25 protein-coding genes and 1 other RNA gene are annotated in these 23,956 nt (G+C 67.8%); 11 read left to right on the top strand and 15 right to left on the bottom strand.

Annotated elements, in window-relative coordinates; all coding sequences use genetic code 11:
* The first annotated feature begins 15 nt into the window (after positions 1-15).
* The 7 genes from ACZ5Z2_RS08355 (at position 16) to ACZ5Z2_RS08325 (ending at position 5,225) form a co-directional block, all read left to right on the top strand.
* A complete protein-coding gene (locus ACZ5Z2_RS08355) occupies positions 16-363 on the top strand; it encodes a hypothetical protein (protein ID WP_464761489.1) in 348 nt (115 codons plus the stop codon).
* A gap of 116 nt (positions 364-479) precedes the next feature.
* Entirely contained in the window at positions 480-1,514 is a 1,035-nt protein-coding gene (locus tag ACZ5Z2_RS08350) for an agmatine deiminase family protein (RefSeq protein ID WP_464761488.1), read from the top strand.
* 16 nt (positions 1,515-1,530) lie between these two features.
* A complete protein-coding gene (locus ACZ5Z2_RS08345; RefSeq protein WP_464761487.1) occupies positions 1,531-2,421 on the top strand; it encodes a carbon-nitrogen hydrolase in 891 nt (296 codons plus the stop codon).
* Positions 2,422-2,550: 129 nt separating this feature from the next.
* Entirely contained in the window at positions 2,551-3,102 is a 552-nt protein-coding gene (locus tag ACZ5Z2_RS08340; RefSeq protein WP_464761486.1) for a hypothetical protein, read from the top strand.
* Positions 3,103-3,201: 99 nt separating this feature from the next.
* Complete coding sequence (locus tag ACZ5Z2_RS08335) at positions 3,202-4,434, top strand: TraB/GumN family protein (protein WP_464761485.1); 1,233 nt, start codon at positions 3,202-3,204, stop codon at positions 4,432-4,434.
* A 91-nt stretch (positions 4,435-4,525) separates the two neighbouring features.
* Positions 4,526-4,861 carry a c-type cytochrome gene (locus ACZ5Z2_RS08330; protein ID WP_464761484.1) on the top strand — a complete coding sequence of 112 codons (336 nt, stop codon included), beginning with the start codon at positions 4,526-4,528 and terminating at the stop codon, positions 4,859-4,861.
* Between the two features lie 13 nt (positions 4,862-4,874).
* Positions 4,875-5,225, top strand: coding sequence for a c-type cytochrome (locus tag ACZ5Z2_RS08325; RefSeq protein WP_464761483.1), 351 nt, complete (start codon positions 4,875-4,877; stop codon positions 5,223-5,225).
* 184 nt (positions 5,226-5,409) lie between these two features.
* On the opposite strand, the gene ACZ5Z2_RS08320 is transcribed toward ACZ5Z2_RS08325, so the two are convergent.
* Positions 5,410-6,018, bottom strand: a complete 609-nt coding sequence (locus ACZ5Z2_RS08320) for an NfuA family Fe-S biogenesis protein (protein WP_464761482.1) — start codon at positions 6,016-6,018, stop codon at positions 5,410-5,412.
* A 144-nt stretch (positions 6,019-6,162) separates the two neighbouring features.
* Between ACZ5Z2_RS08320 and ACZ5Z2_RS08315 the strand changes: the two genes are divergently transcribed.
* A complete protein-coding gene (locus ACZ5Z2_RS08315) occupies positions 6,163-6,504 on the top strand; it encodes a 4a-hydroxytetrahydrobiopterin dehydratase (protein WP_464761481.1) in 342 nt (113 codons plus the stop codon).
* 2 nt (positions 6,505-6,506) lie between these two features.
* On the top strand, positions 6,507-8,009 hold the full coding sequence (locus ACZ5Z2_RS08310) for a lysostaphin resistance A-like protein (protein WP_464761480.1): 1,503 nt from the start codon (positions 6,507-6,509) through the stop codon (positions 8,007-8,009).
* Here ACZ5Z2_RS08310 and ACZ5Z2_RS08305 read toward each other — a convergent pair.
* Positions 7,987-9,003, bottom strand: coding sequence for an RluA family pseudouridine synthase (locus tag ACZ5Z2_RS08305; RefSeq protein ID WP_464761479.1), 1,017 nt, complete (start codon positions 9,001-9,003; stop codon positions 7,987-7,989). The two genes, ACZ5Z2_RS08310 and ACZ5Z2_RS08305, sit on opposite strands and share 23 nt — an antisense overlap.
* Positions 9,004-9,334: 331 nt before the next feature.
* Here ACZ5Z2_RS08305 and ACZ5Z2_RS08300 point away from each other — a divergent pair, with 331 nt between their 5' ends.
* Positions 9,335-12,325: an Rne/Rng family ribonuclease gene (locus tag ACZ5Z2_RS08300; protein ID WP_464761478.1), complete on the top strand. Its 2,991-nt coding sequence runs from the start codon at positions 9,335-9,337 to the stop codon at positions 12,323-12,325.
* A gap of 120 nt (positions 12,326-12,445) precedes the next feature.
* Here the strand turns inward: ACZ5Z2_RS08300 and ACZ5Z2_RS08295 are convergent, their stop codons facing one another.
* The 3 genes from ACZ5Z2_RS08295 to ACZ5Z2_RS08285 all read right to left on the bottom strand — a co-directional run bounded on the left by ACZ5Z2_RS08295 (position 12,446) and on the right by ACZ5Z2_RS08285 (position 14,320).
* Positions 12,446-13,099 (bottom strand): response regulator, encoded by a 654-nt coding sequence (locus tag ACZ5Z2_RS08295; RefSeq protein WP_464761477.1) that lies wholly within the window; start codon positions 13,097-13,099, stop codon positions 12,446-12,448.
* A 466-nt stretch (positions 13,100-13,565) separates the two neighbouring features.
* Positions 13,566-13,917: a transfer-messenger RNA gene (gene ssrA, locus ACZ5Z2_RS08290) on the bottom strand.
* Between the two features lie 220 nt (positions 13,918-14,137).
* Positions 14,138-14,320 (bottom strand): hypothetical protein, encoded by a 183-nt coding sequence (locus tag ACZ5Z2_RS08285; RefSeq protein ID WP_464761475.1) that lies wholly within the window; start codon positions 14,318-14,320, stop codon positions 14,138-14,140.
* Between the two features lie 307 nt (positions 14,321-14,627).
* On the opposite strand from ACZ5Z2_RS08285, the gene ACZ5Z2_RS08280 reads away from it, so the two are divergent.
* Positions 14,628-15,035 (top strand): GFA family protein, encoded by a 408-nt coding sequence (locus ACZ5Z2_RS08280; protein ID WP_464761474.1) that lies wholly within the window; start codon positions 14,628-14,630, stop codon positions 15,033-15,035.
* A gap of 125 nt (positions 15,036-15,160) precedes the next feature.
* On the opposite strand, the gene fabV is transcribed toward ACZ5Z2_RS08280, so the two are convergent.
* The 10 genes from fabV to rlmD form a co-directional block, all read right to left on the bottom strand.
* Positions 15,161-16,363 carry an enoyl-ACP reductase FabV gene (fabV, locus tag ACZ5Z2_RS08275; RefSeq protein ID WP_464761473.1) on the bottom strand — a complete coding sequence of 401 codons (1,203 nt, stop codon included), beginning with the start codon at positions 16,361-16,363 and terminating at the stop codon, positions 15,161-15,163.
* Between the two features lie 326 nt (positions 16,364-16,689).
* Positions 16,690-17,439, bottom strand: coding sequence for a copper homeostasis protein CutC (locus ACZ5Z2_RS08270; protein ID WP_464761472.1), 750 nt, complete (start codon positions 17,437-17,439; stop codon positions 16,690-16,692).
* Positions 17,436-18,488 carry a N(4)-(beta-N-acetylglucosaminyl)-L-asparaginase gene (locus ACZ5Z2_RS08265; RefSeq protein ID WP_464761471.1) on the bottom strand — a complete coding sequence of 351 codons (1,053 nt, stop codon included), beginning with the start codon at positions 18,486-18,488 and terminating at the stop codon, positions 17,436-17,438. The genes ACZ5Z2_RS08270 and ACZ5Z2_RS08265 overlap by 4 nt, the downstream gene beginning before the upstream one ends.
* A 120-nt stretch (positions 18,489-18,608) precedes the next feature.
* Entirely contained in the window at positions 18,609-18,815 is a 207-nt protein-coding gene (locus tag ACZ5Z2_RS08260; RefSeq protein WP_049620931.1) for a cold-shock protein, read from the bottom strand.
* Positions 18,816-19,004: 189 nt separating this feature from the next.
* Complete coding sequence (locus tag ACZ5Z2_RS08255; protein WP_464761470.1) at positions 19,005-19,757, bottom strand: S-methyl-5'-thioinosine phosphorylase; 753 nt, start codon at positions 19,755-19,757, stop codon at positions 19,005-19,007.
* Entirely contained in the window at positions 19,754-20,296 is a 543-nt protein-coding gene (locus tag ACZ5Z2_RS08250; RefSeq protein WP_464761469.1) for an NADPH-dependent FMN reductase, read from the bottom strand. Before ACZ5Z2_RS08250 ends, ACZ5Z2_RS08255 begins: the two co-directional genes overlap by 4 nt.
* A gap of 24 nt (positions 20,297-20,320) precedes the next feature.
* Complete coding sequence (locus ACZ5Z2_RS08245) at positions 20,321-20,869, bottom strand: hypoxanthine-guanine phosphoribosyltransferase (RefSeq protein ID WP_464761467.1); 549 nt, start codon at positions 20,867-20,869, stop codon at positions 20,321-20,323.
* A complete protein-coding gene (nagZ, locus tag ACZ5Z2_RS08240; RefSeq protein WP_464761465.1) occupies positions 20,866-21,882 on the bottom strand; it encodes a beta-N-acetylhexosaminidase in 1,017 nt (338 codons plus the stop codon). Before nagZ ends, ACZ5Z2_RS08245 begins: the two co-directional genes overlap by 4 nt.
* The gene (locus ACZ5Z2_RS08235) at positions 21,882-22,406 is read right to left on the bottom strand and encodes a CYTH domain-containing protein (RefSeq protein WP_464761464.1); all 525 of its coding nucleotides are present in this window, start codon (positions 22,404-22,406) and stop codon (positions 21,882-21,884) included. The genes nagZ and ACZ5Z2_RS08235 overlap by 1 nt, the downstream gene beginning before the upstream one ends.
* Positions 22,407-22,601: 195 nt before the next feature.
* Entirely contained in the window at positions 22,602-23,945 is a 1,344-nt protein-coding gene (gene rlmD / locus ACZ5Z2_RS08230; RefSeq protein ID WP_464761463.1) for a 23S rRNA (uracil(1939)-C(5))-methyltransferase RlmD, read from the bottom strand.
* Between the last annotated feature and the right edge of the window lie 11 nt (positions 23,946-23,956).

Raw genomic sequence — 23,956 nt, 5'->3', positions numbered from 1 at the left:
CGTGGAGAGGGGATCATGATCAAGCACCGTCACAGCCTGCCCTTGCTGGCAGCCATCGCCATCGGTTGCGGCGGCCTCGCCGCGCCGCAAACGACCCACGCCGACAACCTGCTGATCCATCGCGTGCAGCAGGAAAAGGGCATGAACCTGCCTGCGCGCGGCATGAGCATGGCCCAGGTCGAAAAGCGCTACGGCGCGCCACGCCGCAAGCTGTCGCCGCGCGGCGGCGACACCAGCAAACATCCGGTCATCAACCGCTGGGAGTACTCGGACTTCATCGTGTACTTCCAGGGCAGTCACGTGATCCACTCCGTGCTCAACACGCCAGCCGGCAACAACACCAACCCGGCTGCCGCGAACTGATTTCCGGCAACTCGACGCGGCCCGCATCGACGGGCCGCGTTTCTTGTGCGCGCATCGCTTAAAATGTGCGGCCCCGCGCCGTTTCGGGCGCCATCGACACGCACGAGAATCCCACCATGACCGAACCCCGCTGGCGCCTGCCCGCCGAATGGGAGCCGCAAGCCGCGGTGCTGATCGCCTGGCCGCACGAAGGCACCGACTGGGCCGAGCGCCTGGCCGAGGTGGAAACCACCTACGTGGCGCTGGCCGCGGCGGTCACGCGTTTCCAGAAGTTGATCGTGGTGGTGGCCGACGCGAACGTGCATGCGCACGCCGAATCGCTGCTGCGCACGGCCGGCGTCGACCTCGCCCGCATCCGCTTCGTGCAACTGCCCTACGACGACACCTGGCTGCGCGATTCCGGCCCGATCACGCTGTCGGCCGGCGACGGCCGCTTCCAGCTCGCCGATTTCCGCTTCACCGGCTGGGGCGGCAAGTTCGGCGCCGAGCGCGATGACGCGCTGATCGCCGGACTGGTGCGCGAAGGCGTGTTCGGCCAAGCTGGCCATCGCCGCATCGACTGGGCGTTGGAAGGCGGCGGCATCGAGAGCGACGGCACCGGTAGCGTGCTCACCACCTGGAAGTGCCTCAACCAGCGCCACCCGGAGCAAAGCCGCGCGGCGATGGACGCGATCCTGATGGACAGTCTGCACGCCAGCCGCGTCCTGTGGCTGGATCACGGCTACCTCGAAGGCGACGACACCGACGCGCACATCGACACGCTCGCCCGCTTCGCGCCCGGAGGGCGCATCGTCTACCAGGCCTGCGACGATGCCGGCGACAAGCACCACGACGAGCTCGCGCGCATGGGCGAGGAACTCGCCGCACTGCGCACCACGGATGGCCGCCCGTACCAGTTGTACCCGCTGCCGTGGGCGCAGCCCATCGTCGACGAGGGCCGCCGCCTCGCCGCCTCGTATGCGAATTACCTGATCGTCAATGGCGCGGTGCTGGTGCCTGCCTATGGCGACGCGGCCGACGACGAAGCCGCGCGCATCATCGCCGCCGCACATCCGGGCCGCGAAGTAGTACAGGTGCCCTGCCGTCCGTTGATCTGGCAGAACGGCAGCCTGCACTGCATCACCATGCAGCTGCCGGCCGGGCTGGTTTGAACAGGAGTACCCCACGATGACCCGCAAGACACTCAAGGTCGCGCTGCTGCAGGAAACCGACCGCGGCAGCCGCGACGCCAACCTCGACGCCATCGAGGCCGGCCTGCGCGAGGCCGCCAAAGCCGGCACCGAGCTGGTGCTGCTGCAGGAGCTGCACAACGGCCCGTACTTCTGCCAGCACGAATCGGTCGACCTGTTCGACCTCGCCGAAAGCGTCCCCGGCCCCAGTACCGCGCGCATCGGCAAGCTGGCCGAGGAACTGCAACTGGTGGTGGTGGCCTCGCTGTTCGAAAAGCGCGCGGCCGGGCTGTACCACAACACCGCCGTGGTGTTCGACCGCTCGGCGGCCATCGCGGGCAAGTACCGCAAGATGCACATCCCGGACGATCCGGCGTTCTACGAGAAGTTCTACTTCACGCCGGGCGACCTCGGTTTCGAGCCGATCCAGACCACGGTGGGCAAGCTGGGCGTACTGGTGTGCTGGGATCAGTGGTATCCGGAAGCCGCGCGCCTGATGGCGTTGGCCGGCGCGGAACTGCTGCTCTACCCCACCGCCATCGGCTGGGATCCCAACGACGCGCAAGGCGAGAAGGATCGCCAGCGCGAAGCCTGGATCACCGTGCAGCGCGGCCATGCGGTGGCCAACGGCCTGCCGTTGCTGGCCTGCAACCGCACCGGCCACGAGGCCGATCCGAGCGGCGTGGGTGCAGGCATCCGGTTCTGGGGCAGCAGCTTCGTGGCCGGGCCGCAAGGCGAATTCCTCGCGCAAGCCAGCACCGACCGGCGCGAGCTGCTGGTCGCCGAGGTCGACATGCAGCGCAGCGAGCACGTGCGCCGCATCTGGCCCTTCCTGCGCGACCGCCGCATCGACGCCTACGGCGACCTGCTTCGCCGCTTCCGCGATTGACTGCATTCCTGTACCGGATTTTGGAGAGGACTCAGTCGCGAAGGCCGACTCACTTCAAGCCTGCCGTGCACGGTCAGCAGCGCTGCTGCATCTGCCGTCTCAAACAGTGAATCGCCCTGGAGGTGTGCAATGGAAATCGGAAAATGCTCGACGGCGACTGCTTTTCTTTTCGCATGCGCATCACTTCTTCCATCAGTCTCTCCGGCAACTCAACCCATGATGCCTAGGGTGGCGTACAGACACATGCCTCCGGACCGAGTGATATCCGTCTACCGCGATGCCTACGCCAGAGAAGGAATGACGCGGATTAGCCGACATGTCGAGCGGAGACAAACGTTCGCCGACAAGAGTCAGGAGTTCATGGAGGAGATAAGATTTTCGAAGCCCACCCATAATGGGCAGGAAGAATATGCATCGTTCTTTTTCGAGGCGTTCACGAAGAATGGCATCTGCCACGATTGTGTGATTACCGGAGACGCTTACTCCGGGAGCTATGTGGAAGACTGGCGGGCGACAAGAAGGATAAGGCTGGCTCTTGGCCAGAGCCTTCCTCCCGTTTGTGAGACGACATGTCCTGCCAGCGTAGAGGACTGGATCAATGGCAAATCCGACAAAGTTCCCGTCCCTGATGTCCATCCGTATACGCCCGATCACCACCCAGCGGCGACCGGGCCTCAGTGATACCGCTATCCCTAAGTCGAACAACTCGAATGACTCTGACTTGCTTCGCATCGGGCGCGTCCCCATGCTTGGGTTTCCGATGACTGGTCTGCGCCGCGCATGAGTGTTCCCGAATCCGCCCCGTCCCTGCCCGCCGCGCTCGCGGATCAACCCATCGAGCGCGTGATGCGCGACGGCGTGGAATACGTGGTGCTGGGCACCGCCCACGTCTCGCGCACCAGCATGGAGGCGGTGGAAGCGTTGCTGGAACACGAGCGCTTCGATGCGGTGGCGGTGGAACTGTGCGAGAGCCGCGCGCAGGGCATGCGCGATCCCGACGCCTTCAAGCGCATGGATCTGTTCCAGGTGATACGCCAGGGCAAGGCCGGCATGGTCGCCGCCAGCCTGGTGCTGTCCACGTTCCAGAAGCGCCTCGCCGAGCAGTCCGGCATCCAGCCCGGCGCCGAGATGAAGGCGGCAATGGACGGCGCCGTCGCGCGCAACCTGCCGCTGTGGCTGATCGACCGCGAGGTCGGCACTACGCTCAAGCGCGCCTGGCACAACGTGGGTTTCTGGCAGCGCTTCAGCCTGCTCGGCGGCCTGCTCGCCAGCGTGTTCGAGCGCGAGGAGATCGAGGCCGGCGAAATCGAGAAGCTCAAGCAGGGCGACATGCTGGAAAGCGCCTTCAGCGAATTCGCCAGCGAATCCAAGCCGCTGTACCAGAGCCTGATCGGCGAGCGCGACGCCTACATGGCCGCGCGCCTGCGCGAGGAAGCGGCGCGCTCGCCTTCCGCCGAACCGCGCCGCGTGCTGGTGGTGATCGGCGCGGGGCACCTGAAGGGCATGTGCGAACTGCTGCACGAACAACACGACGACCCGGCAACGATCGCCGCCAGCCTGGCGCAGTCGCCGCCGAAGGCACGCTGGCCGAAATGGCTGGCCGTGGGCCTGGTTTTGGCGGTGTTCGCGGCCATCGCCTTCGCCTTCCACCGCAATGCGGCGCTGGGCACGCAGGCGCTCACCGCATGGGTGCTGTTCACCGGCGGCTTCGCTGCGCTGGGCGCGGTCGCCGCGGGCGCGCATCCGCTCAGCATCCTCGCCGCCTTCATCGCCGCACCGATCAAGCCGTTCCGCCCCGGCATCCCCTCCGGCGCGATAAGTGCCATGGCCGAGGCCTGGGTGCGCCGCCCGCGCGTGGCCGACTTCGACACGCTGCGCGACGACATCGTGCACTGGAGCGGCTGGTGGAAGAACCGCGTGGCACGCACCCTGCTGAACTTCTTCCTGGTCAGCCTGGGCACCATCGTGGGCGAGTACAGCGCGGGCATCCACATTTTCCGCAGCCTGGTCTGAAGGCCGGTTGTCCGTGCCCGGAACTGCTGTCTATACTGCGGCGGTTGCTGCACTCAATCGCATCTGTCGCCGCACCTGGGGAACGATCTCGATGATTCGACTGCAATTGCTTGGCCTGGCAGCCGCTGCCGCCTTGCTGGCTACCGCCAGCGCGCACGCCGCCGACGGCGGCGACAAGGCCGCGGGGCGCTCGCTGGTCTACACCTGCGCGGGTTGCCATGGCGTGCCGGGTTACTCCAACGCCTACCCGAACTACCCCGTGCCGAAGATCGCCGGGCAGAACGAGCAGTACATCATCAACGCGCTGAACGAGTACAAGAGCGGCGACCGCAGCTATCCGACCATGCGCGCGCAAGCGGAGAGCCTGTCCGAGCAGAACATCAAGGACATCGCCGCCTACCTGTCCAGCATCACGCCGATCAAGTAACCAAGGATTCCGCATGCGACGCGCACTAGCCCTGCTTTCGTTCGGCGCCATCCTGGCGCTTGCCTCGGCCCCGCTGCTGGCCAGCGGCAATCCCGCCGCCGGCAAGACCAAGGCCGCCGCCTGCTTTGCCTGCCACGGTGCCGACGGCAACGCGGTCGACCCGCAGTATCCGCGCCTCGCCGGCCAGTACAACGAATACCTGCAGCAGGTGCTGCACGAGTACAAGGACGGCGAACGCAACAACCCGATCATGAAGGGCATGGTGGCCACGCTGTCCGACCAGGACATCGAGGACGTCGCCGCCTACTTCTCCAGCCTGCCGACCAAGCTGGACACCCTGAAGGGGCATATCCAGGGCGATTGATTCGCCTTTCGGCTTGAAACGGAAAGCCCGCCTGACGGCGGGCTTCTTGTTATGAAAAGTGCGGCCATGGATGGCCGCCCATTTGATCCTCGCGAGCAAGGACGATCGCAAAGGGTCGAGAAGCGCGGCCATCGATGGCCGCCCATTTGATCCTCGCGATCAAGGATGACCGCAAAGGCCAGGCTCACCCCAGCGCCGACTTGCCCTCGTGCTTGCTGTAGTACGGCTGCTTGCCGCCGCTGTGGTCGGTGGCGTCGCGCACGGCGGTCACCTCGGGCACGCGCTCGCGCAGGGTCTTTTCCACCCCCTGTTTCAGCGTGACGTCCACCATGCCGCAGCCGTGGCAGCCGCCGCCGAACTGCAGCAGCACCACGCCGTCGGCATCCACTTCCAGCAGGGTGACGCGGCCGCCGTGCGAGGCCAGCCTCGGGTTGATCTCGGCGTCGAGCACGTAGCGCACGCGCTCGATCACGCCGGCTTCCATGCCGGGCACGTCGCCCTTGATCCTCGGCGCGCGGATGTTGAGCAGGCCGCCGGTGGCGTTCGGCTCGAAGTCGATGCTGGCGCCGTCCAGCCACGAAGCACTGTCGCCAGCGACGTGGAAGTCGAAGCCCGCGCACTCGATCGTCCACTCGTTGCCGAGCAGCTCGGCCGGCTCGCAGAACTCCAGCTCGCAGTTCGCCGCCGGCGTGCCCGGCGCGGTCACGTGCAGGCGGATGCCCATGCCCTCGTTGCCCTGTTGCGCCAGCAGCTTGCGGAAATGCTGCTGTGCGCGTTCGGAAATCTCGATCATGCTTCACCTGTGGCGGAGCGCGACATCGCGCCCGACGAATCAGCACCATTTTAGTACGGTTTCGCGGATGCCCGCAGGTTTTGACTTTTGTGCGCGCAGCTTCGACCCTGCGCAGCCTCGCCTTTGCTTACCGATGGAGCTGCCATGAACATCCACGATTTCGCCAGCCAGCATTGCCAGCCGCGCAAAGGCAAGGAACATGCGCTGAGCGCGGACAAGATCACCCAACTGCTGCAACTGCTGCCCGACTGGAAGCTCGCCGCGGACGGCCGCGCCATCGTCAAGGATTTCCACTTTCCGGATTTCCGCCACACGCTGGGCTTCATCAATGCGGTGGGCTTCATGGCCAACCACGAGGATCACCACCCGGACATCGAGGCTGGCTATGGCCATTGCCAACTGCTGTGGTCGACCCACGACGTGGGCGGGCTTTCGCTGAACGACATCATCTGCGCGGCCAAGGTCGAGGCCTTGCTGGCGCGTTGAACGTGCGCGCCTCTGCGCACCGGTGGCTCGCCGGCGCCGGTTTCGTGCTGCTAGTGGCCTTGCTGCTGCCCGTCCTGCGCACGTTGGCGGCGCGCATCGTTGCCCTGCACCTGCACGGCGTGGCGGATCGGCAGCTTGCGCTGCTCGAACACGGCCAACCGCCGTGGCAATGGCCGTTGCGCCAGCCGCACGACCTCATCGCCGGGCGTGCCTTCGGCGCTGCCGACGTGCGTGCCGCCGATGATGGTTTGCGCATCGCCAGCCGCGACGGCACGCCGTTCGAAATCGGACTGCCGGTGCGCGGCATGCTCGATGCCGGGCATTGGCCCCTGCTGTCGTTGCATGGCACGGCGGATGCGCCGTTCCGGCTGGGCGTGGCATGGCAACCGCACCTGGGCCAGCCGGGCTGCTCCGCCTGGCAAACAGCTCCCATACCAGCCGGTTCGCTGCGGCTTGCGCTCGACCTGCGCCAGTTGCGCTGGCAGGCCGCCGACGGCGGCGGCTGCGCTGCACCGGAGCGGATCGAGGCGCTGCGCCTGCGGCTGGCGCTTCCCGCCCATGCCTCGCTGCGCCTGGACGAAGTGGCGCTGCGACGCGACGCGCCACTGGCCATCCCCGCGCAACCCACGCTGCGGCTGTCGCCCGATCCATCCATCGCAGCGCGGCAACTCGCCGATGCCACGCTGCCCGCGGCACCGTGGATCGCCCTGCCCGCCGGCGCTTCGGCGGAAACCCAACTGGCGCTGCGCGGACGGGTGTGGCGGCAGCGGCCGGGCGCACTGATCCTGCCGCACGGCAGCGCCCCGGTACCCGACAACGGCACCGGTGATCGCGGCTGGTTGCCGTGGACAGGCGCCATCGGCTACCTGCTGGCACTGATCGTCCTGGCCCTGCGATTGCCAAGCCTGCCGGGGCGTCCGTGGCTGGAACTGGCTGGCTGCCTCGCCGGCCCGCTGTGGCTGATCGCGGGCCTGCAAATCGGCTTGCGACTGACCGTGCCCGGCCTGCTGGTGTTCGCGGGCTCGGTGCTGTTCGCGCTGCAGGCCGAGCGGCGATGGCGCCCGGCGAGCTGGCACTGGCTCGGCGACGGGCGTGCATGGCTGATGCCATTCGCGCCGCTGCCGCTGGCCTTGCTGCTGGTGGCCTGCTTCGGCCACCCGCTCGTGATGCCGCCGCCGGGCCATGCGCTGCTGTACCTGGCGTGGGCACTGCTGCAGCAATGGCTGATGCTGGCCGTGGTGCTGCGCCGGCTCGAAGGCGGGCGGCTCCACCCTGCCCTCGCCGTGCTGCTCACGGCGCTGGTGTTCGCGGTGATGCACACGCCGAACGGCGCGCTGATGCAGCTCTGCCTGCTGGCCGAGCTGTGGTGGGCCTGGTGCTTCCTGCGCTCGCGCACATTGCTGCCGGTCGCCGTGGCGCATGCCGCCTGCGCCTTGCTGGTGGAGGCCGGGCTGGTGGGCGGGCTGCTGCGCTCGCTCGAAGTCAGCGCCCGTTTCTTTCTTTAGCGGCTTCCTTGGCCGCCGCCTGGATGTACGGCAGGTGCTTGCCCTTCACCGCCAGCACGTCGAGGAAGGTCTTCAGGTCGTCCGGCAGCGGCGCGGAAAAGCTGTACAGGCGGCCATCCAGCTCGAAGCTGAGGTGCGCGGCATGCAGGAACAGCCGCTGCAGCCCCATCTCGCGGAAACGCTTGTTCATGTCGCGGTCGCCGTACTTCGGATCGCCCGCCAGCGGGTGGCCGGCATGGGCGGCATGCACGCGGATCTGGTGGGTGCGGCCGGTGCCCAGGGTGGCCTGCATCAGGCGGGCGCCGGGGTACTGCTCCATCTCGCGGAAGAAGGTGAGCGCTGGCTTGCCGTCGTCGCTCACCCGCACCATGCGCTCGCCGCCCTGCAGGGCGAACTTGCGCAGCGGCGCGTTGACGTCGAACTTGGCCTTGGGCGGGTGGCCGACCATCAGGCACAGGTACTGCTTGGTGACCTCGCCGGCGCGGATCGCCGCCTGCAGCCCCACCAACCCCGCCCGCGACTTGGCCAGCACCAGCACGCCGCTGGTGTCGCGGTCGAGCCGGTGCACCAGTTCCAGCGACTCGTTCGGGCGCGCAGCGCGCAGCAGCTCGATGGCGCCGTGGCTCACCCCGCTGCCGCCATGGCTGGCGATGCCGGAAGGCTTGTCGATCACCAGGAAGTGCTTGTCCTCGAAGATCACCGCCTCGGCCACCGAAGCCACCATCGCCCCGGGCGCCGCACGCGTTTCGCCGGGTTCAGCTTGCCGGATCGGCGGAATTCGCAGCATATCGCCGTCATTTAACCGCGTATCGGGCTTGGCACGCTTGCCGTTCACCCGCACCTGGCCGGTGCGCAGCAGGCGGTAGATCATGCTTTTCGGCACCCCCTTGAGCAGGGTCGCCAGCGCGTTGTCGATGCGCTGGCCGTCCCGCTCGGGGCCGATCGCGACTTGACGCACACCTTGAGGTACGTCGCGGGAAGTTGCCGTCTGCATTGAAAAAAACCTGTCGAAATAGGATACTCGGCGGGCGCCATTCCCTGCCCGCCGAGACCGGTTCGGGCCGGGGCCCCGCCCGTCACGCCGGCGAGGATTGCGCCGACTGCCTACCGGCAGCGGTCGCGACTCCCTTTCATCGTAACGGTTCGGGCCGTCGTTTGCCCGAAGCGTTTTGCCTGGGCGCGGCTGGTGCAGTAACCCGAACATCCGGGCGCCCGGAAAGGCGCCGTCACATGAGCCGCTCCCCCGCAGCGGCGCGATCCCCGGCAGGCCGCCATTCCGGCGCCACCGCGGCACGCGACGCGCGGGCGAGCTGAGGAAAACTACAATGAAGCGCATGTTGATCAACGCAACTCAGCGTGAAGAGTTGCGCGTGGCCATCGTCGATGGCCAGAACCTCTACGATCTCGACATCGAAATCCCCTCCCGCGAACAGAAAAAGGCCAACATCTACAAGGGCCGCATCACCCGCGTGGAGCAGTCCCTGGAAGCCTGCTTCGTCGAATACGGCGCCGAACGCCACGGCTTCCTGCCGTTGAAGGAAATCGCCGACCAGTACTTCACCCCCGGCCTGAACCCGCACAAGTCGGGTATCCGCGAGCTGCTGAAGGAAGGCCAGGAAGTCGTCGTCCAGGTCGAGAAGGAAGAGCGTGGCAACAAGGGCGCCGCCCTCACCACCTTCATCTCGCTGGCCGGCCGCTACATGGTGCTGATGCCGAACAACCCGAAGGCCGGCGGCGTCTCGCGCCGGATCGAGGGCGAAGACCGGCAGGCGCTGAAGGAAGCGCTGGAGCACGTCACCGTGCCCGACGACGTGGGCCTGATCGTGCGCACCGCCGGCCTGGGCCGCGACGCCGAAGAGCTGCAGTGGGATCTGGACTACCTGCTCACGCTGTGGCGCTCGATCTCCAAGGCGGCCAGCGAGCGCAAGGCGCCGTTCCTGATCTACCAGGAATCCAAGCTGTTCATCCGCGCCCTGCGCGACTACCTGCGCAGCGACATCGGCGAGATCCTGATCGACGAGGAATCGCTTTACGAGGACGCCCGCGAATTCATGCAGCAGGTGATGCCCACCTCGCTGCGCAAGCTCAAGCTGTACAAGGACGACACCCCGCTGTTCAGCCGCTACCAGATTGAGACGCAGATCGAGAGCGCGTTCGACCGCCAGGTGCGCCTGCCCTCCGGCGGCTCGATCGTGATCGACCAGACCGAGGCGCTCACCGCGATCGACATCAACTCGGCCAAGGCCACCAAGGGCTCGGACATCGAGGAGACGGCGTTCAACACCAACCTCGAGGCCGCGGTGGAGATCGCCCGCCAGTGCCGCATCCGCGACGCCGGCGGCCTGATCGTGATCGACTTCATCGACATGGACAGCCCGCGCCACCAGCGCGAGGTGGAGGAAAAGCTCAAGGACGCGCTGAAGCTCGACCGCGCCCGCGTGCAGGTGGGCCGCATCTCGCGCTTCGGCCTGCTGGAGCTGTCGCGCCAGCGCCTGCGCCCCAGCCTCGGCGAAGCCACCCAGATCGTCTGCCCGCGCTGCGAAGGCCACGGCCACATCCGCGGCGTGGAGTCGCTGGGCCTGTCCACCCTGCGCCTGATCGAAGAACACGCGATGAAGGACAACACCGGCCAGGTGCTGGTGCAGGCGCCGCCCACGGTCGCCAACTTCCTGCTCAACGAGAAGCGCGCCAGCGTGGTCGAGATCGAGCTGCGCCACAAGGCGCACGTGGTGATCGTGGCCGACGACAAGCTGCAGACCCCGCATATCCAGATCCAGCGGATCAAGGAAGCGGACATGGGCGAGCACAGCAAGCCCAGCTACGAGCGCCTCACCGCGGTCGAAGCCGCCCCGCTGCCGAAGATGGGCCAGACGCTGGGCAGCAACGAACAACCCGCCGTCAGCGGCATCGTGCCCGCCACGCCGGCACCCGTACGCGAGGAAGCCGCCGCCGCACCCGCGCAGCAAACGCAGCAGGCGCCGCGTCGCCAGGCGGCACCCGCACCGGCCGTGGCCGCCCCGAGCGGCGGCATCATCTCCCGCCTGTTCGGCTGGTTCCGCAACAGCGCGGCCGCCACCGACACGACCGCGCCTGCCGCCAAGGCCTCGAAGGACAACGAACGCAGCAACGCGCGCGGCAACAATCGCCAGCAGCAACCGCGCCGCGACGAACGCAACCGCGGCGCGCAGGGCAACGGCGGCAATCGCCAGCAGCAGCCGCGTCGCGACGAGCGCCGCGACGGCAACACGCAGCAGGCCAAGCCGAACCAGCCGCAGAACGCCCAGCAGCAAACCAACCGCAACAAGGGCAACGAAGGCGCGCAACGCCAGCCGCAGGCCAACCAGGCGGCCAAGCAGGAGCGCCAGCAGCAGCCGCGCAACAACAACGCCGACAACAAGGCCGCCCAGCCCGAGCGTAAGCCTGCGGCTCCCGCTGCCAATGCCGCCGCGGCCGTAGCGCCCAAGCCGGAAACTCCTGCGCCGCGTCCGGTGGCCGCGCCTGCCGAAGCCGTCGATGAAACCAAGCTGATCGCACCAGTGGCCGCCGATGCCGCCAGCGGCGATGGCGAAGGCCCCTCGCGCCGCCGTCGCGGCCGTCGCGGTGGCCGCCGCCGCCGCCGCCACGAGGATGCCGCCGCCGACAGCACGTCGAATGCCGAGCAGATCGACGAACTAGACGACGAGGATCGCGACGAAGCCGATGCAATCGGCAAGGAAGCCGCTCCCGTGGTTGCGCCCGCCGCCGCGGCCGTCGACAAGTCAGCCGACGAAACCGAAACCGCGACGCCTGCGCCGGTCGCAACCGCCACGCCACGCCCCGTGCCCGCTCCGCGCGTCGCGCCGCCGCAGGCCGAACGCCCCGAACCCGCGCGCGTGGTGCTGACCGAAGCACCGCTGGCTGCCGCCGTCGCCACCGCCTTCAGCTTGCCGGCGTTGCCGCCGATCCCGGAAAAGCCCGCGACGCCAGCCGCGCCGGTCGCCGAACCGGCACACCCGGCCGAGGCGAATGCTCCTTCCACCGAAGCGGATCAGCCGCACGAACCCGCACCGTCGGTGGTGACCACCGAGAAGCAGGATGTGGTGGAACCCGCCTCGCCGGCTCCGGCCGCTGCCGTGGAAACGGCTTCCGAACCCGTCGCCGAGACCGGGCAACCTGCCTCCACGCCAGTCGCCACGCAACCGCAGCAAGGCGATTTGCTGAGCCACGTCGCCGATACCGCCAGCGCTCCCGCTGCGCCCGTCGTACCCACCACGGCCGCGCCTGCCGACGAAACGACAGAGCCCACGGAAGAACCCAGGCACGACGCGGCGCCCTGAGCAAGCATCGTCGCCAACAAAAAGCCGAACCGCGAGGTTCGGCTTTTTTGTTGGCAGTGCGGCCGCCACGAAGGGCCGTCCATTCCACTCAAGCGATCAGGGACAACCGCGACCGTCTGCTCAGACGCCCACCTGATGGTTCGGCGCATCGATCAGGCCATGCGCCGTCATCAGGTGCGCCAGCCCCAGCACATGATCCACCTGCAATTTTTCCATCAGCCGCTGCTTGTAGGTCGACACCGTCTTGGGACTCAAGTTGAGCTGCTCGCCTATCACCGTCAACGCCTTGCCGCGCACCAGCATCATCGCCACCTCCAGTTCGCGGCTGGACAACGAATCGAAGGGCGAGCCGTCGCCATCCAGCGTGGCCAGCGCCAGTTGCTGCGCCACCGCCGGCGCCAGGTAACGCCGGCCACCAGCCACCTGCCGCACTGCCGCCACCAGTTCATCGGCATTGCAGCCCTTGGTCAGATAGCCCGATGCGCCGGCATCGAGCAAGCGCTTGGGAAAACGGCCATCGTCCACCACCGTGACCACCACGATGCGCGTGGCCATCCCGGCGCGGCTCACACGCTCGGTCAACTCGATGCCGCTCATGCCCGGCATGTGCACGTCCACCAGCGCGATCTCCGGCTTCAGGCTGCGGATCAGGCGCAGGCCATCCTCCGCGCTCGCCGCCTCGCCGCAGACATGCATGTCCGGCTGCTGCTGCAGGATCATCCTGAAGCCCGTGCGAACGAGTTCGTGGTCGTCGATCAATACGATCTGGATCATGCTCTCCCCTCCCTAGATGAATGCTTCCAACCCATGAAAGCCGCGTTGCCTTGCCGCAGGATACAAGCCTGGCGCGGATATCGAACCACTTTCGAACCAGATGCGCGCTCCCAAGTGCGATGCCCGTCGCACGAACACGGCCAACTGCGTGGACATCGTCGATCCGGATCACTTTGCCACCACAAGCCCATGCACACTGTCGGCCCGCGCCTACGCGCCGCGCAGGCGTTTGCCCGGATCGCGGCACTCGGATGCTTTGGCGCGTTCGCGCCCGCGCAAGGATGCCTGCATCGGCGGCGACCAAGCCGGCATGAGCGGCAGAACAACTCCGGCACGACCAGTTCGCGCATGTGGCACACACGACGGCATCGATTCGATTCCCGGCCGGCGTCGTACAAGAAAAAGGCCGGAAGCCGGGATTTCTCGGGGCTTTCCGGCCTTTATTGGACGCCGTTGGACGGCGAATTGGTGGAGGTGGCGGGAGTCGAACCCGCGTCCGAAGGCGCTTGACGCCCAGTACTACATGCTTAGCTCACCGTTGGATCTCGTCCCGCGACAGCACGATGTGCGAAGCGCATCGAAGGACCAGCCTGCTTGATTTGACCCTGGCCGACAGGCGGCGGCTTCGGGCGATCCCGTGATAATGACCCTACACCGGCGAGCACGAGCACAAGCGGGTTCGGGGCTAGGCCTTAAGCGGCCAGAGCGTAGTTGTCGTCGTTGGCAACTATGAGTTTGCGGCTGGATTAACGAGGAAAGCTGCCCCCTCGGCATGCACCAAGCCATCTCACTACCCCCGTCGAAGCCAGTACACCCCCCGGGGAAAACGAATTGGCCGACCAAGTATATGGGGTCGCAGTGCACGGCATCAATGCGATCGCAAAGCGAGGCGCACTGCGAAGCTGCACAAGCCTCGCCCGATCCACGCCAACACCACCCGCGCACATCAACCACCCGCACCACTCGTCACGGACTCGGCTTGTGAGCGCGACACCTTGGCAAAGCCTTCATGCGGCGCCTTGCCAAGGTGGCCATCCATCAAGCCGATGCGGGATCCGCCGGCACGCCGGGTGTGGCAGGCGCCGCCGCCGTGCTTGGGCCGCGCGCGAAACAGGTGGCGAGCATTTTGCGCAGATCGTCCACGCCCTGCCCCTTGCCGGTGACCTTGAGCACCGCGTAGCCCTCCAGTGCATTGGTCATCAGGTCGCTGCCCACCGCCATCTGGGTGTCCTCGCGGTGAATGGGAAGATACTTCCCTGGGCAAGCCGGCCGGTTGCCGGCCCGCGCAGGCTACTGGCCCGCATCGGCCGGTCGTGCGGCTTCGGGCCTCGTGCGCCTGGGGGATAATCCGAAATAGCGCGCGGGATGTACGCACGCGACGGCAAACATCCAGGCCGCCACTCCACTACTCGCTCAAGCCGCCCCAGCTTCGTGATGCTGTCTGCGTGCCTGCGCTACGCTAGCACGCATCCGCCGCCCCTCGCCGGGCTGCTTGACTCAAGTGTTTACCGCACGCAAGTATCCCTGCATGCAAGCATACAAAGGCTCATGCCACTGCGGCCGCGTCACCTTTGAGCTCGATGGAAATATCGACACAGCTGTTGAATGCAATTGCTCGATTTGCCGCATGAAAGGCGCCATCTGGCACGGTACGGATGATGCGCGCTTGCGCATTCTGTCTGGGGAAGCCGATCTCGGCCTCTACCAGTTCGGAACCATGACGGCCAAGCATTACTTCTGCAAAACTTACGGCATCAGTGTTTTCAGCCGTCCAAGAATTGCTCCGAGCAAGTGGGTCGTCAATTTGCGTTGTGTCGACGGAGTCGACCTGTCGAATCTCAAGGTTCGCCCGTTTGACGGGCAAAACTGGGAGTCTGCTGCGCATCGGCTCATGCAGGAACGCGCTGCGGGTGCGACACCCTCCCGCCTTGAGTAGCGAAGCGGTTCCGAATCCTTCCATCCGAATGAAATCGGACGCCCGAACCTGGATCGAGGCGCAGCCGCGCGGATCGAAAGCGGCAATCGCCGAAGCCCCGCGGCTTCAGCGACTGCCCATCCGCCTCACATCTCCACGCAATCGAACCGCCGATCCGCCTCCACCTCGGCGTCGTAGTCCACGTCCGTCCGGTCGAAGCCGAACAGCTTGAGGAACTCGTGCTTGTAGCCGGCGTAGTCGGTGACCTGCTTGAGGTTTTCGGTGGTGACGGTGGGCCAGAGGGTCTTGCAGGGGGTCTGCACGTCGTCGCGCAGCTCCCAGTCGTCCAGGCGCACGCGGCCTTCGTCGTCGGTGGGCGCAGGCGCGCCGTCGGCGCGGTAGAGGCGGTCGTGGAACAGGCGGTTGATCTGTTCGATGCAGCCTTCGTGGATGCCCTTCTCCTTCATGACCTTGAAGGCGATGGAGACGTACAGCGGGATCACCGGGATGGCGGCACTGGCCTGGGTGACCACGGACTTCATCACGCCGACGCAGGCGTCGAGGCCGGGGTGGCGGCTGCGCAGTTGCTTCGCGGTGTTGTCGAGGTGCTGCTTGGCCTGGCCGAGCGTGCCGTGCCAGTACATCGGCCAGGTGATCTCGGTGCCGATGTAGCTGTAGGCGATGGTCTTGGCGTGTTCGGCCAGCACGCCGGCCTGGCTCAGCGCGTCGATCCACAGCGCCCAGTCCTCGCCGCCCATCACGGTGACGGTGTCCTTGATCTCCTGCTCGGTGGCTGGCTCGATGGTGGCCTCGATCACGGTGTCCTTGTTGGTGTCGACCGAGGTGTTGGTGAACGGTTCGCCGATGGTCTTGAGCGCCGAGCGCACCACCTCGCCGGTGTCCGGCAGCTTGCGCACGGGCGAGGCCAGCGAGTAGACGACCAGGTCGATCTGCCCGCCCATCTCGTTCTTGATGATCTCGATGGCGCGCACGCGGGTTTCGTGGGCGAAGGCGTCGCCGTTGATGGATTTCGCGTACAGGCCGGCCTGCTTGGCCGCCTTGTCGAACGCGGCGGAGTTGTACCAGCCGGCGGTACCGGTCTTGTCCTCGCTACTGGGTTTCTCGAAGAATACGCCCAACGTGGCGGCGCCGTAGCCGAACGCGGCGGTGATGCGCGAGGCGAGGCCGTAGCCGGTGGAGGCACCGATCACCAACACGCGCTTCGGGCCCTTGCCGCCGTCGTGGATGGCGGCCTGGGTGGTGGCGATCTGTTCGGCCACGTTGTGCTCGCAACCGACCGGGTGGGCCGTGACACAGATGAAGCCGCGCACTTTGGGTTTGATGATCACTGGGACTCGCTCCGCAAGGGATTTGCAAAGCGGCATCTTAGCGAAGGTGGGGGAACATGCGCTGCGGTAGGGAGGGCGGTGGCCTGAAGTCACCGGATCGCGCACTTGCCCGTCATCCCGGCGCAAACGGAGAAACTTCACAGCTGCGAAGCTGGTTATCCAGTCGCCGCGTGGCTCGAACGAGCGTGATCGCTACTGGATCCCGGCCTGCGCCGAGATGACGAGCAAACTGGGGTGGTAAAGAATTGCCGCCGATGTCCTTCGACTTCCTCGCTCCTCAAAACTGCGGCCATCCGTGGCCGCTCCCCGCGTGCGCTTCGCTACGCTCAGGACGAGCAGTGTTGCGCGCCGGATCGATCAAACCGCATCGCGCGCACCAATGCGCGCACCTGCTCGGCGTCGCTGCGCAGTTCGCCGCCCTGCATGTCGGCGAGCAACGGCGGACGGTGGTGCATGCCCGAAGGCAGTTGCCGCTTGGCGGAGGCGTGGAACTCGTGCGAGCAGGTGGCCGCAGCGAGTGCGGCGATGTTGTGTTCGGTGACGCCAGCGCCGGGCATGATGCTCATGCGCCCGCCGGCTTGCGCGACCAGCTCGCGTATCGGCGCGGCGCCTTCCATCGCGCTGGCCTGCCCGCCCGAGGTGAGCACGCGCTCGCAGCCCAGCGCGATCACGTCGTCCAGCGCGCGGCGCGGATCGCGCACTAGGTCGAAGGCGCGGTGGAAGGTGACGCCGAGATGCCCCGCCGCGGCGATCAGGCCGTAGCAGCGCTCCATGTCCACATCGCCGTCGGCGTCGAGCACGCCCAGCACCACGCCGTCGCAACCCAGCGCTGCGCAGGTTTCGATGTCGCGGCGCATGGCCTCGCATTCGTCGTCGTCGTAGAGGAAATCGCCGGCGCGCGGACGGATCAGCACGTAGAGCGGGATGCGCAGCCGCTCGCGCGCCATCGCGATGGTGGCGTGCGAGGGCGTGAGGCCGCCGAGCTCCAGCGCGGCGCACAGCTCCACCCGCCCCGCCCCGCCCGCCTGCGCGGCCAGCGCGGAGGCCACCGAGTTGGCGGCGACTTCGAGGATCACGAGTAGCTCGTGGCGTAGACGCTGGCCGAGGGCAGCAGGGTGTCCTGCTTCTGCGCGTCGCACACGGCGTAGGTGAAGCCGTGCTGGATCGCGTAGGCGCCCACGTCGCCCTCCCGGTTCATGGCGAGGAAGCCGACCTGCAGCGTCTTGGTTGCCTCCGGGCGGCGCTTGATGATGCGCATCACGGCCTCCTTGCAGGCCTCGGTGGGCGTGCGGCCCTGGCGCATCAGTTCCACCACCAGGAAACTGCCGGCGTTGCGGATCACCTCCTCGCCCACGCCGGTGGAGGTGGCGCCGCCGACGTCACCGTCCACGTACAGGCCGGCGCCGATGATCGGGCTGTCGCCGACGCGGCCGCGCATCTTCCACGCCATGCCGCTGGTGGTGCAGGCGCCGGCCAGCTTGCCGTGCGCGTCCAGCGCGAGCATGCCGATGGTGTCGTGGTTGTCCTTGCCGCCGGGCAGGCCGAGGGCGCCCTTGCCGTAGTCGTGCACCTCGCTGTTGATCGATGGCTCGTAGTGCGCCGTCTTCAGCCATTCGTGCCAGGCCTTTTCGGATTCGGGCGTGAGCAGGTGCTCCTTCTTGAAGCCCTGCTCCAGCGCGAACTGCAATGCGCCTTCGCCGACCAGCAGCACGTGCGGCGTGCGCTCCATCACACGTCGCGCCACCGAGATCGGATGCGCGATGTGTTCGATCGCGGCGACCGCGCCGCAGTTGCCTTCGGCATCCATGATGCTGGCGTCGAGGCTGACGTGGCCGTCGCGATCCGGGTAGCCGGCACGGCCCACGCTGTGGTTCTTCAAATCGGCCTCCGGTACGCGCGCGCCGGTTTCCACCGCGTCCAGCGCGTGGCCGCCCTGCCCCAGCACGGCCCATGCCGCCTTGTTCGCCGCCACGCCGAAGTCCCAGGTGGAAGCCACGCGCACGACGCCGGGCTTGCCCGCCGCGCCGGCCGTACCCGTCGCGCCCGCTGCCGTGAGCGGGCCGCCCATCGCCAGCGCCGAGGCGCCGAGCAACGAGGTCTTGAGGAATTGCCGCCGGTCGGTCATGTCTGTTCTCCAGTGTGCTGGCGATCGTCTCTGACCGCGGGGATCAAACAAAAAGCCCCGCGCATCGGCGCGGGGCTCGTTCTGCTACTGCACGGCCGACGGAGTGCCGGCCAACGGGAATCAACCCGCGATTTCGACGCCCGAAGCCTGGGCGCCCTTCGGGCCCTGGGTGACTTCGAACTTCACGCGCTGGCCTTCCTGCAGGCTGCGGAAGCCCTTGGAATTGATTGCCGAGAAATGGACGAACACGTCCTCACCACCGTCCTCGGGCGCGATGAAACCAAAGCCCTTGGCGTCGTTGAACCACTTGACCGTACCGAAACGCATTGATGGAACCTCTGGAAGCATGGACAGGGCGCACCCGGTCGAGCTCGAACCATCCCCCTGGCTCACCGTCCTGGTGCCCGGAAAGTATCAGCATGATTCAGGTCAAAGCGCAATATGTGCGAAGCAATTCGCGGCGCACTGCCACAATTCCGCACCGTGGATGCGCCATGCAACAACGCGCTAGCGCGCTCATGCGCGCAACATCGCCTCCAGCAGGCGCGGCACCTCGGCGGTGGCCGCGGCGAGGTGGGCGAAGATTTCCTCGATGCTGATCTCGGCCTCGTCGCCGCAGCCGGCGGCGAAGTTCGCCACCAGGGCGAGACAGGCGTATTCCAGGCCCAGCTCGCGCGCCAGCGCGGCCTCTGGCATGCCGGTCATGCCGACTAGGTCGCAGCCGTCGCGCTTCATGCGCGCGATCTCGGCGCGGGTTTCCAGCCGCGGCCCCTGCGTGGCGCCGTAGCAGCCGCCGTCGATGGCCGCGATGCCGGCCTTGTGCGCGGCCTGCAGCAGGCGCTGGCGCAGTGCGGCGGTGTACGGCTCGCTGAAATCGATGTGGTTCACCTCGGCGCCTTCGACGTCGCAGAAGCTGGTGATGCGGCCGTGGGTGTAGTCGATCAATTGGTCGGGCACCACGATGGCGCGCGGCCCCATGTCGGCGCGGATGCCGCCCACCGCGTTGACGCCGACCACCGTGCGCGCACCCAGGTGGTGCAGCGCCCACAGGTTGGCGCGGTAGTTCACCCGGTGCGGCGGCAGGCTATGGCTCTCGCCGTGGCGCGCGAGGAAGGCCACGCGCTTGCCGGCGAAGTCGCCCAGCACCACCTCGCCCGAAGCGACGCCAAATGGCGTCTCGACCGCATGCCGCGCGGTGTTCTCCAGTCCCGGAAACTTGTACAGGCCGCTGCCGCCGATCACGGCCAGGTCGATCAGGTGCTCGCTCATGCGAAGGTTCCGAGGAAGTTGTTGAGGTGGCGCGCCAGCAGCTCGCGGGTACGCTCGTCCGCCAGCCGGCCGTCGGCGATCTTGGTGTGCGCCTGGAACACCAGCACCTCGCCCTGCGGCTCGACCACCGCGCCGGCGCGGCGCAACACCAGCCGCAATTGATCCTGCGCACGCACCGTGCCGGTGACGCCGGGGCTGGCGCCGACGATGCAGACGCGCTTGCCGGCCAGCGGCGCGGATGGCCGGGCGATGCCGGCGCGCGAGATCCAGTCGATGGCGTTCTTCAGCACGCCGGTGATGCCGCCGTTGTATTCCGGGCAGGCCAGCAGCAGGGCGTCGGCCTGCGCCACGGCATCCTTCAGCGCGGCAACCGGCACGGGATCGCCCTGCTCCTCCACGTCCTGGTCGAACAGCGGCAGGCCGTGCAGGTCGTGGATGGCGAGGGTCGCGCCGGCCGGCAGCAGCTCCTGCGCGGCGCGCAGCAGCGCGGTGTTGAAGGAAGCCCGGCGCAGACTGCCGGAGATGCCCAGGATGTTCATGCGTGATCCCGTTGGACGCGCTACTCAGCGCAACGCGTAGATGGCCGGCAGGTTGCGGCCCTGCTCGTGGTAGTCCATGCCGTAGCCGAACACGTAGCGGTCGGGCAGTTCGACGCCGTTGAAGTCGGCGGCGATGCCTTCGACCAGGCGGTCGTGCCGCTTGCTGCACAGGCAGGCGACCAGCACGCGCTTCGCGCCGCGGCGCAGGCAGTCTTCGCGCACGGCCTTCAGTGTGTGGCCCTCGTCGAGGATGTCGTCCACCAGCAGCACGGTGCGGCCTGCCAGGTTCGCCGCGGGCTCGCGCAACCAATGCAGATCACTGCCGGAGGTGGCGCCGCGGTAACGGGTGGCGTGCACGTAGTCGAATTCGAGGTCGGTTCGGATCGAGAGTGCCAGTTGGCCGGCGAACATCAGCGCACCGTTCATCACGGTGAGGAACACCGCGCGCTCGCCGTCCAGCGCGGCGTCGATGCGCCGGCCGAGGTCGGCGATCACGGTTTCCAGCTCGGCGCGCTCGAACAGCACGTCGGCATGAGCCAGCGCGTCTTGCAGGGAAGGAAGCTTGTCATTCATGCGTTGCCCTGTGCGGCGTCCAGCGCCGTGATGCGCGCGACGAAGCGGTCGCGCTGGGGGTTGTCGGTGAGGCTGTCCCAGCTGGCGCCGATGGCGCCGCGCAGCGAGACCAGCCGTTCGGGATGCGCGGGAGCGCGATGCGCCACGGCGGCGATGGCCTCGTCCACCACCTCCGGGAAGCAGGCCAGCACCAGGTCGCAGCCGGCGTCCAGGTGGCCATGCACGCGCTCGGCCACGCCGCCCGCCGCACCCGCGGCGGCCATGCTGATGTCGTCGCTGATCGCCGCGCCGGCGAAGCCGAGTTCGCCGCGCAGGATGTCGGTCGTCCACTTGCGCGAGTAGCCGGCCGGCAGCGCGTCCACGGCGGGATAGACCACGTGCGCCATCATCACCGCCTCCACCCGCGCGGCGATGCACTCGACGAACGGGCGCAGGTCGTCGCGGCGGATGTCGTCCAGCGGGCGCGGGTCGATCGCCACGGCCTTGTGCGTGTCGGCGGCCATCGAGCCGTGGCCGGGGAAGTGCTTGAGCACCGCGGCCATGCCGGCCAGGTGCATGCCGCGCACGTAGGCCGCGGCGAGTTCGGCGGCCACGGCGGGATCGGCATGGAAGGCGCGCGCGCCGATGGCCGCGTTGCCGCGCGCCAGATCCGCCACCGGCGCGAAGCTGAAGTCCACGCCGCAGGCGCGCAGCTCGCTGGCCATCACCCACGCATGCTCCTCGGCGAGGCGCACCGCTTCGCCGGGATCGCGGTCGTACACCACGCCGATGCGCGCCAGCGCCGGCAGGCGCGTGAAGCCCTCGCGGAAACGCTGCACCGGGCCGCCTTCCTGATCCACCGCGACCAGCAGGTGTTCGCCGCCGATCTCGCGGATCGATTCGCACAGCGCCATTAGCTGCGCGCGGTCGGCGTAGTTGCGCGCGAACAGGATCACGCCCGACACGCCGGGCGCGGCGAGCCAGGCGCGTTCGCGTTCGGCGACTTCGAATCCGGCCAGGCCGATCAGCAGCATCAGGCGTCCGCTCCATCGTGGGCGTCGCGCTCCGCCTGCGTCCAGCGGGCATACGGGTGCGCGATCAGGTTGACGTTGTAGTAGCGCGCCAGGGCGCTCACCTCGCGGCCCAGCCACGACGGCCGCGGGAACGGCGCGTTCGCGTGCGGCAGTTCCACCTCGGCCACCACCAGGCCGGCATTGTCGCCCAGGAACTCGTCGATCTCGAACAGCGTGCCATCGACCGTGACGTGGTGCCGCCGCTTGCTCAGCACGCCGTCGCACAAGGTGGCGAGCAAGGCGTCGGCATCGTCCGGCGGGATCGCGTAGTCGTACTCGGCGCGCTCGATGCCCAGCCGCGCCGCCTTGATGTTGAGCCACGCCTCGCCGCCCGCGCGGCGCACGCGCACCGAGGCGCGCGCATGCCCGGCCGCCAGCGCCGCCGCGCCGACCAGGTAGCCCTGCGCGATGTGCTCGCTGTGTTCGACCTGCGCGCGCCAGCCGTCGTCGCGCAGGAGGAATTTGCGTTCGATCTCGATGGGCATGGGTGGCTTCTATTTCGTGTCCAGATTCGTCATTCCGGCGAAGGCCGGAGGCGCTTTTTCGACAGCCGAAGGCTGGTCATCCAGTGGAACATGCGTGCAAAGCATTCGATACAGGTTTTGCGTGCTGCGCACGAGCACCCAACTGGATTCCGGCCTTCGCCGGAATGACGTTGTGGCAGGTGCCGTGCCCGGGCATCACCGCTCGAACACCGCGATGGACTCCACGTGCGCCGTATGCGGGAACATGTCCATCACGCCCGCCGCGCTCAACTTGAAACCATGCTGGTTCACCAGGATGCCGGCGTCGCGCGCCAGCGACGCGGGATGGCAGGAGACGTAGACGATGCGGTTCGTGGCCTTGTGCGGCAGGTAGGCCAGCACCTGGTCGGCGCCGGCGCGCGGCGGGTCGAGCAGCAGCTTGTCCCAGGGCTGCCGCGCCCAGTCGGCGCCGCGCTGATCCTCGAACAGGTTGGCGACGTGGAAGCCCGCGTTGGCGATGCCGTTGCGCCGCGCGTTCTCGCCGGCGCGCTCGACCAGGCCGTGCTCGCCCTCCACGCCCGCCACCTCGGCCACGCGGCGCGCGATGGGCAGGGTGAAGTTGCCCAGGCCGCAGAACAGGTCGAGCACGCGATCGCCGGGCTGCGGATCGAGCAGCTCCATCGCGCGCGCCATCATGCGCTGGTTCATGCCGGCGTTGACCTGCACGAAGTCCAGCGGCCGGAATTCCAGCTCCACGTCCTCCGCGCCGCCGCCCGGCGACAGCTTGAACGCCAGCCGCGGCGCTTCCGGCCACAGCGGATGTACGCTGCTCACGCCGCCTGGTTGCAGGTAGATCGCGAAGCCGTGCTGCTGGCCGAACGCGACCAGCGCGGCGCGGTCGGCCTCGCTCAGCGGCTGCAGGTGGCGGAACACCAGCGCGACGGTGTCGTCGCCGGCGGCGAACTCGATCTGTGCGATCTCGGCGGCGGCATCCAGCGAACCCACCAGCTCGCCGATCAGCTCGATCTTCGTGCCCAGCGCGGGATGCACCACGTCGCAATGGCGGATATCGGCCACGTAGCGCGGGTTGGCCTCCTCGCGGAAGCCCACCAGCACGCGGCCCTTCTTCGCCACCGCGCGCACCGACAGGCGACCCTTGCGGCGGTAACCCCAGGGCTCGTCCACCAGCGGCGGCAGCCAGCGGGCCGGCTCCACCTTGCCGATGCGCGCGAAGTTGTCGGCCAGCACGCGCTGCTTGGCGGCGATCTGCGCGGCGGCATCCAGGTGTTGCAGCGAACAGCCGCCGCACACGCCGAAGTGCACGCATTTCGGTTCGACGCGGTGCGGCGACGCCGAAAGCACCTCGACCACCTCGGCCTCATCGAAATGCCGGTGGCGCTTGCGCAGGCGCAGCCTTACCCGCTCGCCTTCCAGCGCACCGGCGACGAACACCGCCTTGCCGTCGATGCGGGCCACGCCGCGGCCGTCGTGGGCCAGGTCGGCGATGTCGGCTTCTAGCTCCGCGGCAGGCGCGCGGGAGCGGGAGTTGGATCGGGACATGTCTGCGTGGG

Source organism: Rhodanobacter sp. G1, assembly GCF_055397855.1.
The sequence above is the reverse complement of the archived record's forward strand: the minus strand, read 5'-3'. Positions and strand labels throughout refer to the sequence as shown.